This window comes from Kordia jejudonensis, from assembly GCF_001005315.1.
Lineage (GTDB): Bacteria > Bacteroidota > Bacteroidia > Flavobacteriales > Flavobacteriaceae > Kordia > Kordia jejudonensis.
In genome coordinates, this window is sequence record NZ_LBMG01000041.1 from 54,265 (window position 1) to 63,649 (window position 9,385).

General features: G+C 33.7%; 9 protein-coding genes and 2 tRNA genes. 5 read left to right on the top strand and 6 right to left on the bottom strand.

The genetic code is table 11. From position 1 onward, the window contains the following. Window positions 1–81: 81 nt before the first annotated feature. Complete coding sequence (locus tag AA089_RS17575) at window positions 82–579, top strand: metallophosphoesterase family protein (RefSeq protein ID WP_046758301.1); 498 nt, start codon at window positions 82–84, stop codon at window positions 577–579. Between the two features lie 5 nt (window positions 580–584). On the opposite strand, the gene AA089_RS17580 is transcribed toward AA089_RS17575, so the two are convergent. Beyond that, the gene (locus tag AA089_RS17580) at window positions 585–944 is read right to left on the bottom strand and encodes a winged helix-turn-helix transcriptional regulator (protein ID WP_046758302.1); all 360 of its coding nucleotides are present in this window, start codon (window positions 942–944) and stop codon (window positions 585–587) included. A 103-nt stretch (window positions 945–1,047) separates the two neighbouring features. On the opposite strand from AA089_RS17580, the gene AA089_RS17585 reads away from it, so the two are divergent. Further along, window positions 1,048–1,647, top strand: a complete 600-nt coding sequence (locus AA089_RS17585; protein WP_046758303.1) for a nitroreductase family protein — start codon at window positions 1,048–1,050, stop codon at window positions 1,645–1,647. A 78-nt stretch (window positions 1,648–1,725) separates the two neighbouring features. Here AA089_RS17585 and AA089_RS17590 read toward each other — a convergent pair whose 3' ends face one another. Further along, window positions 1,726–2,136, bottom strand: coding sequence for a DUF4293 domain-containing protein (locus tag AA089_RS17590; RefSeq protein ID WP_046758304.1), 411 nt, complete (start codon window positions 2,134–2,136; stop codon window positions 1,726–1,728). Between the two features lie 180 nt (window positions 2,137–2,316). Between AA089_RS17590 and rho the strand changes: the two genes are divergently transcribed. Next, complete coding sequence (rho, locus tag AA089_RS17595) at window positions 2,317–4,032, top strand: transcription termination factor Rho (RefSeq protein WP_046758305.1); 1,716 nt, start codon at window positions 2,317–2,319, stop codon at window positions 4,030–4,032. A 254-nt stretch (window positions 4,033–4,286) separates the two neighbouring features. Here rho and rpsT read toward each other — a convergent pair whose 3' ends face one another. The 4 genes from rpsT to proS form a co-directional block, all read right to left on the bottom strand. Next, entirely contained in the window at window positions 4,287–4,538 is a 252-nt protein-coding gene (gene rpsT / locus AA089_RS17600) for a 30S ribosomal protein S20 (protein WP_046758306.1), read from the bottom strand. A 39-nt stretch (window positions 4,539–4,577) separates the two neighbouring features. Further along, window positions 4,578–4,649: transfer RNA gene (locus AA089_RS17605), tRNA-Glu, on the bottom strand. Window positions 4,650–4,721: 72 nt separating this feature from the next. Next, window positions 4,722–4,793, bottom strand: a tRNA-Glu gene (locus tag AA089_RS17610). A 77-nt stretch (window positions 4,794–4,870) separates the two neighbouring features. Further along, window positions 4,871–6,349, bottom strand: a complete 1,479-nt coding sequence (gene proS, locus AA089_RS17615) for a proline--tRNA ligase (protein ID WP_046758307.1) — start codon at window positions 6,347–6,349, stop codon at window positions 4,871–4,873. Between the two features lie 99 nt (window positions 6,350–6,448). On the opposite strand from proS, the gene AA089_RS23845 reads away from it, so the two are divergent. Together AA089_RS23845 and AA089_RS17625 are read left to right on the top strand one after the other, a co-directional pair. Further along, the gene (locus tag AA089_RS23845; protein ID WP_053002532.1) at window positions 6,449–7,438 is read left to right on the top strand and encodes a hypothetical protein; all 990 of its coding nucleotides are present in this window, start codon (window positions 6,449–6,451) and stop codon (window positions 7,436–7,438) included. A gap of 56 nt (window positions 7,439–7,494) precedes the next feature. After that, the gene (locus AA089_RS17625) at window positions 7,495–9,015 is read left to right on the top strand and encodes an OmpP1/FadL family transporter (protein WP_046758308.1); all 1,521 of its coding nucleotides are present in this window, start codon (window positions 7,495–7,497) and stop codon (window positions 9,013–9,015) included. The last annotated feature ends 370 nt before the right edge of the window (window positions 9,016–9,385 follow it).

Sequence of the window (9,385 nt, forward strand, 5' to 3'; positions counted from 1 at the left end):
GATTTATAGAAACCAATGCTTGATTCAATGTTTTTAAAGGTGGATTTCTCAGTATGTTTAACAAGATGTCCAAAATATTTTATGAAGAAAATTTTATTGTTATCAGATACGCATAGTCACATAGACGATCAGATTTTGAAACATGTACAGTATGCTGATGAAGTATGGCATGCTGGCGATATTGGCGATTTGTCTGTGACGGACACCATTCAAAAATTAAAACCATTGCGCGGTGTGTATGGAAATATTGATGATGATAAAGCACGAATGGAATTTCCAGAACACAATCGGTTTATGTGCGAAGGTGTGGATGTTTGGATAACACATATTGGCGGCTATCCACATAAATATAATGTGCGTGTACGTGAAGAAATTCAGCAAAATCCTCCAAAATTGTTTATTTGTGGACATTCACATATTTTAAAAGTGATGTTTGATAAAAAATTGGATTTGTTACACATGAATCCTGGCGCATGCGGAAAACATGGTTTTCATAAAGTACGGACCATGTTGCGCTTTGTGATTGATCAGGATAAAATTAAAGATTTGGAAATCATTGAACTTGCCAATCGATATTAGAGGATTTATTTTTTTACAACATCTTTTGCAACTTGATCGCCCCAATCTGCTATAGCTTTCACTACTGGAATCAACGTTTTTCCGAAATCTGTTAATGAATATACTACTTTTAAAGGTGGTTTTGTAGTATATACGGTGCGTGTAATTAATCCATCTTCTTCTAGTGATTTCAGCTGCAAACTTAGTGTGCGTTCGGTAACTGTTGGCATTACCTTTCTTAGTTCACTATATCGCAATTGTGTAGTTTGCAAGTGATATAAAATTACAGTTTTCCACTTTCCGCCGATGACTCCCATTGTTAAACTTGTGCAACATGGATATTCTTTGTCATTAAAAATCAATATTTTAGATGTATTATCTTTCATAAATATGCACTATCATTTTTGACCGTTATTGCAAAGGTAACAAACTATACTTATTTTTGCTACTATAAAAAATATAGTATAAAATTTTAAAAAATAGAATCCAATGAGTTTTATTACATCAATGCAACAACGCTATACTACAAAAAAGTATAATGATTCAAAAAAGATTGCTGTTGAAAAAATAGAGGAATTAAAAGAAATTTTACGGCTAAGTCCTTCTTCTATAAACAGTCAACCATGGAAATTTACATTTGTTTCCGATAGTGAAGTCAAAGAAAAACTTTCAAAAGTTTCATGGCTTAATACTGAAAAAGTAGTGGATAGTGACACTGTAATTGTTTTTAGCAGAATTGACGATACTTCACTTTTTGAGCAACAAATTGAAGCAACACTTCCAAAAGGTGCGGTAGATTATTACAAGGAATTTATAAAACCGAAGCCTGATGCAGAAATTAAAGCATGGTTTGACAAACAAGTGTATTTGTCCTTAGGTATTTTATTAAGTGCTTGCGCCGAAATGGGTATTGATGCTACGCCGATGGAAGGTATTGAACCTGACAATTATGATAAAATTTTAGGAATTAAAAATTACAAAACATTGGCTGCGGTTGCTATAGGATATCGTCATGAAGATGATGGAAATCAACCAAGTAAAAATCCAAAATCTAGAAGAAATATCAGTGAAGTAGTTAAAACTGTTTAAAAATTAGCTGTTCATAAAAAAACTCCAAAGTTTTCACTTTGGAGTTTCTTACGCACTAATATTACTAAGATGTTAGGTTTATCGTAATCGATCTACAGATTTTACAAGATCTTCATCCTTTTTTATTGCTCGGTTTGCGAGCACTAATAAAACGATAGAAATAATAGGTAGAATGATCCCAATACCTTTCTCTGAGATTTCCATCTCTCCAGATAAATTTAGCATTCGATATACAAATACTCCTAATAAAATAAGGTTAAATATGTTGTTGAAACGATTCAACACAAATTGTAATTTTCTATTTTTAAACATAAAGATAGTGATCAGGGCAAGTACCGCTGAAGCCATGAACAAACCTAATAACAAAAGGTCATCTTTTGCAAAAACGATTGTTCCATCTGCTAGTGTATATAAACTGAATATAAATGTCAGTCCACCACTAATTGCAGCAACTAATAACATGTAAACAGTTTGTATTCTTTGGATCATATCTTAAAATTGGATCACAAAAATAATAGTTCTTTTCATAAAATACTATTTTGTTTATTAAAATAAATTTGTATTATTGCATAGACATATCATAATCTATTGCTACTAATAGATTTACACACTTCATACGAGTATTTTATCACTCAATTTTTCAAACTATAATTCATTACAGCCATATAAATGTTAGAAATTTCAGAATTAAAGAGCAAAAAGCTTCCAGAATTGCAGGAAATTGCCAAGACTTTATCCGTTCCAAAATACAGAACTTTAAAGAAATTAGATTTAATTTATAAAATATTAGATCTTCAAGCTAGCAATCCTGAATCGGTAGCGCCAATTACAAAATCTGAATCAAAACCTACGGAAGATTCAACTCCAAAACAGCGAAAGCGAATCAAAAGAGAGCCAAATCAACGTACTGAGAAAAAACCAACTACACAAGCAGCGCCACAACAAAGCAAACCTGAAGTTAAAGTTGAAGCTAAAACTGAAACTAAAGCTGCTGAAAAGCCAAGTGCACCGCAAGCACCAAAACAAAACAAACCTGTTCGTAAGCAAGCTGATAAGAGTCAAAAAAATACAGCGCCACATTCTAAAAAGGATGATAACAAAAAAGCTGGAAACGATTCTTCAGATACTAATAATAAGCAACAGAACAACAACAATCAAAAGCACAACAATAAAAAAGATCATTCTAACAAACACAACAAGAAAGATCATTCTAACAAAAATAATGGAAACAAAGATCAGCGCAACCGTTACCGCGAGCCTGATTTTGAGTTTGATGGTATTATAGAAAGTGAAGGTGTGTTAGACATCATGCAAGATGGTTATGGTTTTCTAAGATCATCTGATTACAACTATTTATCGTCTCCTGATGATATTTATGTATCACAATCGCAAATTCGTTTGTTCGGATTGAAGACAGGAGATACGGTTTTAGGAATTGTACGACCTCCAAAAGAAGGAGAAAAATATTTCCCTTTAATTAAAGTGAGTAAAATTAACGGTTTGGATCCGCAAGTTGTACGAGATAGAGTTGCATTTGAGCATTTGACACCATTATTTCCAGATGAAAAATTCAATTTAGCAGAACGTCAAAGTACTATATCGACACGTATTATTGATTTGTTTTCTCCTATCGGGAAAGGACAAAGAGGAATGATTGTATCGCAACCAAAAACGGGTAAAACCATGTTATTGAAAGATGTTGCAAATGCAATTGCGGCAAATCATCCTGAAGTATATCAAATTATTCTACTGATTGACGAACGTCCTGAAGAAGTTACAGACATGCAACGTAATGTAAAAGGAGAAGTAATTGCCTCTACATTTGATAAAGAAGCAACAGATCACGTAAAAGTGGCTAATATTGTATTGGAAAAAGCAAAACGCTTGGTAGAATGTGGGCATGATGTAGTAATCTTATTAGATTCTATTACACGACTTGCTAGAGCCTACAATACAGTGCAACCTGCTTCTGGTAAAATATTGAGTGGTGGTGTGGATGCAAATGCATTACACAAGCCAAAACGATTCTTTGGAGCCGCTAGAAATATTGAAGGCGGCGGATCATTATCTATCATTGCAACAGCATTGACGGAAACTGGTTCTAAGATGGATGAAGTAATCTTTGAAGAATTCAAAGGAACTGGTAACATGGAACTTCAATTGGATCGTAAGATTTCTAACCGAAGAATTTTCCCTGCTATTGACCTTACTTCTTCAAGTACACGTAGAGATGATTTATTACTCAATGAAAACACCATTCAGCGTATGTGGGTAATGCGTAAATACTTGGCAGATATGAATCCTGTTGAAGCAATGGAATTCATTAACCAACGTATAAAACAAACTAGAAACAACGAAGAGTTTTTACTCTCTATGAATGCGTAGCATTTAGGAAAAATGATAATGAATTTTTTCGTTCCGTAGCGCTGCTATGAGACAAAAAAATCTTTCAACAGAACTTAGAACTGCTAATTTTCGTCTAAATCCGAAAAGTTTAAACGAGTTCAATATAAAAAAGCTACTTACAATTGTGTAAGTAGCTTTTTTTGTATTCTAGGTTTTTTAGGTAAAGTGTACGCATAAAAAAAACTCCAACTAAGTTGGAGTCATTGTATATCTAAGTAAACGTTATAATACTCTTATAATGCGCCTACGTGCTTAGCAAGTTTCGATTTTAAGTTAGCTGCTTTATTATCATGGATAATGTTACGCTTTGCTAATTTATCAATCATAGAAGCTACTGAAGAAAATAAAGTTTCAGCTTCTTTCTTATCTGTAACGCTTCTCAATTTCTTAATTGCATTACGAGTTGTTTTGTGCTGATACTTGTTTCTTAAACGCTTAGACTCGTTGCTTCTAATTCTTTTTAATGCTGACTTGTGATTTGCCATCTCTCTTTTTAATTAATCTTTTTTAAACTAAATGTTTAGTAGCCCGTAGGGGATTCGAACCCCTGTTACCAGGATGAAAACCTGGCGTCCTAACCCCTAGACGAACGGGCCATCATTTTTCAATGAGGATGCAAATTTAATTTAATAATTAATATTTGCAAATAAACTGACAGAAAAAATTTGTAGCCCGTAGGGGATTCGAACCCCTGTTACCAGGATGAAAACCTGGCGTCCTAACCCCTAGACGAACGGGCCATTATTTCTGTTAGCGGATGCAAAAATACAACTATTTTTATATGCTCCAAGTATTTTTAAAAGTTTTTTTCTTTTTTTTAATATGCCTTGGCAAATAAAACTCTTTTCGTTGAATTCTGACCCGAATATACACATTTTCCTTCTTCTTCCAAAGCTTCTAATGGAATACATCTAATTGTTGCTTTTGTAAGCTCTTTAATCTTGTTTTCCGTTTCAGCAGTTCCATCCCAATGCGCAGATACGAAACCTCCCTTAGTATCAATGACTTGCTTAAATTCTTCGAAGGTATCTACGCTAGTTGTATGAGCTGTTTGATAGTTTTTAGCTTTGTTAAATAATTCTTCTTGAATTGTTTCTAAAAGACTTAAAACTGTCTCAACAGCATCTTTTTGTGCTACCGATTGTTTTTCAAATGTATCTCTTCTGGCAATTTCCAGTGTTCCATTTTCTAAATCTCTTGCTCCTAAAGCAACTCGTAATGGCACACCTTTTAATTCCCATTCAGCAAATTTGGCTCCTGGACGTAGCGTGTCTCGCTTATCAAACTTAATTGAAACTCCTTTTGCTTTTAACGCATCCCCTATTTCATTTACTTTTTCGGCAATAGCTTCAAATTGTTCTTCGTTTTTATATATAGGAACAAATACAACTTGTATTGGCGCTAATTTTGGAGGTAATACCAATCCTGCATCATCACTATGTGTCATGATCAAACCGCCCATTAATCGCGTAGAAACTCCCCAAGAAGTTGCCCAGACTAATTCTTGTTTTCCTTCTTTCGTTACATATTTTACATCAAAGGCCTCTGCGAAGTTTTGTCCTAAAAAGTGTGATGTTCCTGCCTGTAACGCTTTTCCATCTTGCATTAAAGCTTCTATAGTATACGTTTCTAGTGCGCCTGCAAAACGTTCACTTTCCGTCTTTACTCCTTTTACGACTGGCATTGCCATAAAATCTTCAGCAAACTCAGCATATACTCTTTGCATTTGTGCTGACTCGGCTACTGCTTCGGCTTTAGTTGCATGCGCAGTATGTCCTTCTTGCCATAAAAATTCAGCAGTTCTTAAAAATAAACGTGTTCGCATTTCCCAACGCACAACATTTGCCCACTGATTAATTAAAATAGGTAAATCTCTATAGGATTGAATCCAATTTTTATAAGTATTCCAAATAATGGCTTCACTTGTAGGTCTAACAATAAGCTCTTCTTGAAGTTTTGCTTCAGGATCAACCATCAGCTTTCCTTCTTCATCTGGATTTGTTTTTAATCGATAATGTGTCACTACTGCACACTCTTTTGCAAAGCCTTCTGCGTTTTTTTCTTCCGCTTCAAAAAGGCTTTTTGGCACAAATAATGGAAAATATGCATTTTCATGTCCTGTTTCTTTAAACATTTTATCAAGTTGAGCTTGCATTTTTTCCCAAATTGCATAGCCATATGGCTTAATTACCATACAACCTCTTACTGCTGAATTCTCAGCTAAATCAGCCTTTACGACCAGTTCATTATACCATTTTGAGTAATCGTCACTTCGCTTTGTTAATTTCTTGCTCATTCTTAGTAGTTTGGCACAAATATTGTGATTATGTTAAATAAAAAATAGTTTCGACAAAACTAACTATTTTTGTATTGTTCAACAATTAATTTTAGGAATATGCGAGTTATTTACTATTTACAAAACAACATAAGAGCTATACATATTTTAGCCATCTCATTTTTGACCTTAACATCGTGCGGAACTTATCAACAAGCCTCGTATGATGATGACGGAATTTACGGTTCTGAGCAGCAACGCAGACAAACTACAGAAGTTGCAAATACGAATAATAACAATAATAATGCATATCAAAATTATTTTGAACAGAAGTCTTTAGAAGCGGATGATCGTTACGGAGAAGTATTTACGGATATAGACTCCTACTCTAGTCAAGAAAATTTAGATGCACAAACAGATACGGAAGCTGTTGGTTACTCTGAAGGATATTCTCCTTGGGGAGATGAAACTGATGATGTAATCATTAATGTATATTCAAATCCAATTGGTTTTGGAGGAGGATGGGGCTTTAATCGTTGGGGCTGGGGCTTCAATAGATGGGGCTTTAATGGTTTTGGAAATAACTGGGGATTTGGTTTCGGTGGAGCTTTTTGGGATCCATTCTGGGATCCTTTCTGGGGACCTGGGTTATTTAATCCATATTTTGGGTATGGCGGATTTTACGGACGTCCATTTTTTAATAACCGCTTTGGAAATGGAGGATATTATGCATTCAACAGAGGAAGAAGAGGGAATTATTATAGAAATGGGAATTTAGTTGGTAGAAACGGAAACTCAGCATATTCAAGAAGAGGAAATAACAACTATAGCAGAAGATATAATGCTTCTCGCTCATCAAGAAGAAATAACGCTCGTGCAACTCGCTCAAACACACGAACGATAAGATCTACTCAAAATACAAGAACACGCAACAACACTAGAGTTACTCGAAACAATACACGTACACGATCGAATACTCGTTCAACTAGAAGCACAAGAAATAGTAATTTTAGAAGCAATAGTTCATCGAGAAGTTCATCATTTAGATCATCAGGTGGTGGAAGATCCGGTGGTGGAAGATCTGGCGGCGGTCGTGGAGGAAGAGGTTAAATCCAAGACTTCAAATTATAGTATCTTTTTAAAAATATAGAATCAAAAAACAAATTATGAAAAAAGTATTCATGCTATTCATAGGTGTATTATCTATGCAAATAGGTAACGCCCAAAATATAAATGATGTCGTTCGCTTTTCAACTGAAAATATAAACGGAACAGCTCGTTTTAGAGCTATGAGTGGAGCTTTCGGAGCTCTAGGTGGAGATTTCTCTGCATTTACTATAAATCCTGCTGGATCTGCTGTTTTCTCAAATAGTGAAACCGCAATTACCTTAAGTAATTATAATAATGATAACCAAACTTCTTATTTTGGAACACTTTCTAATAGAGAAGAATCAGAATTCGATTTGAATCAAGCTGGAATTGTTTTTGTTATCAATGATATAAGAGATTCCAATTGGAATAAAATCACTTTGGGGATTAATGTTCAAAATAATGATAATTATTATAATAATTATTTTGCAACTGGACAAAATACATCAAGCGGAATAGGTGATTACTTTAATTTTTATGCAGATGGTCAATTGTTGGGAAATATTGCTCAATTACCTGGTGAGACAGACACGGAAACGTATTTAATTTTGGGAGAAGATTTTGGATTTGCAGCACAACAAGCATTTTTAGGATATGAAGGATTTGTTATTAATCCTGATGATCCAAATGATACAAATACGGCCTACAGTCCTAATGCAAATTATGATGCTGGAGCGAATCATGACTATATCGTACAAACTTCAGGTTTTAACAGAAAATACACTTTTAATATTGGAGCACAATTTCAAAACAATTGGTATTTTGGATTTAGCGTTAACTCTCATGATGTTGATTACAGAGAACGTAGAGTTTTAATTGAAACACCTGTAGATACAGACTCAGGATTACAATATGCTGAATTTTCAAATGAATTATATACATTTGGTTCTGGTATTTCATTCCAATTTGGAGCTATTTATAAGTTAAAAAATCTTCGCGTAGGAGCATCATACCAATCTCCTACTTGGTATAATTTAAATGACGAATTGATTCAAGGATTAAGCACCGATTTTAGAGATCCTAATAGTACTAATGATATTTTAAGAAGAGATATTTTTCCTAATGTAGTAAACGCATATAGAGAACACCAAATAACTACTCCTGCAGTATTTACAGGAAGTTTAGCATACGTATTTGGCAAAAAAGGATTAATTAGTTTTGATTATGCCGTAAAAGATTTTGCGAATGCAAAGTTACGCCCTGACAATGATTTCTTTGTGGCAAATGGTAATATCGCTAATGAATTGCAAGCTGCCGCTACTTATAGACTTGGTGGAGAATATAGAATAAAAAAGTTTAGCTTACGAGGTGGATATAGATTTCAAGAAAGTCCATACGAAAATGGAACAACAGTTGGAGATTTAGAAGGATATTCTTTAGGATTAGGATATAATTTTGGAAGTATGTCCGTAGATATCGCCTACGATAGAAGCGAACAAACGAACAACACACAACTTTTTCAGGTTGGTTTAGTCGATACTGCTACAATCAATAACATAAATTCAAATATAGCTTTATCGCTTTCCTTTAAATTATAAAACATACATATCAATTGAATATGATAGAAGAGTCTCATTAAAATTATGAGGCTCTTTTTTTATCTACATACTTTTTTACTACGTATTATTAGAAAAAACAAAACCGTATTCTTTAATTTCATCTACATCTAATAAATCTTAAATCATTACATATTGGAATCTTGAAACAACTAAAACATAATAGTGTTTAAAGAAAAAATCATATTCAAAATTTACTGTGATATAAAAAACCGAAGACAAAATGACTTCGGTTTTTTTATGATTTCTCTTTTCTCTCTTTTCTTTATTCTTTATTCTTTTCTCTATTTTCTCACTTCAACAGAAACCTATCGTTTTAATGTAAAATGATTGATAAACTCCTTTGGTGTTC

What these genes read in the sequence shown, in the direction of transcription:
- AA089_RS17575 (WP_046758301.1), top strand. Translation starts at nt 82, where the DNA reads ATGAAGAAAATTTTATTGTTATCAGATACGCATAGTCACATAGACGAT.
- AA089_RS17580 (WP_046758302.1), bottom strand. Translation starts at nt 944, where the DNA reads ATGAAAGATAATACATCTAAAATATTGATTTTTAATGACAAAGAATAT.
- AA089_RS17585 (WP_046758303.1), top strand. Translation starts at nt 1,048, where the DNA reads ATGAGTTTTATTACATCAATGCAACAACGCTATACTACAAAAAAGTAT.
- AA089_RS17590 (WP_046758304.1), bottom strand. Translation starts at nt 2,136, where the DNA reads ATGATCCAAAGAATACAAACTGTTTACATGTTATTAGTTGCTGCAATT.
- rho (WP_046758305.1), top strand. Translation starts at nt 2,317, where the DNA reads ATGTTAGAAATTTCAGAATTAAAGAGCAAAAAGCTTCCAGAATTGCAG.
- rpsT (WP_046758306.1), bottom strand. Translation starts at nt 4,538, where the DNA reads ATGGCAAATCACAAGTCAGCATTAAAAAGAATTAGAAGCAACGAGTCT.
- proS (WP_046758307.1), bottom strand. Translation starts at nt 6,349, where the DNA reads ATGAGCAAGAAATTAACAAAGCGAAGTGACGATTACTCAAAATGGTAT.
- AA089_RS23845 (WP_053002532.1), top strand. Translation starts at nt 6,449, where the DNA reads ATGCGAGTTATTTACTATTTACAAAACAACATAAGAGCTATACATATT.
- AA089_RS17625 (WP_046758308.1), top strand. Translation starts at nt 7,495, where the DNA reads ATGAAAAAAGTATTCATGCTATTCATAGGTGTATTATCTATGCAAATA.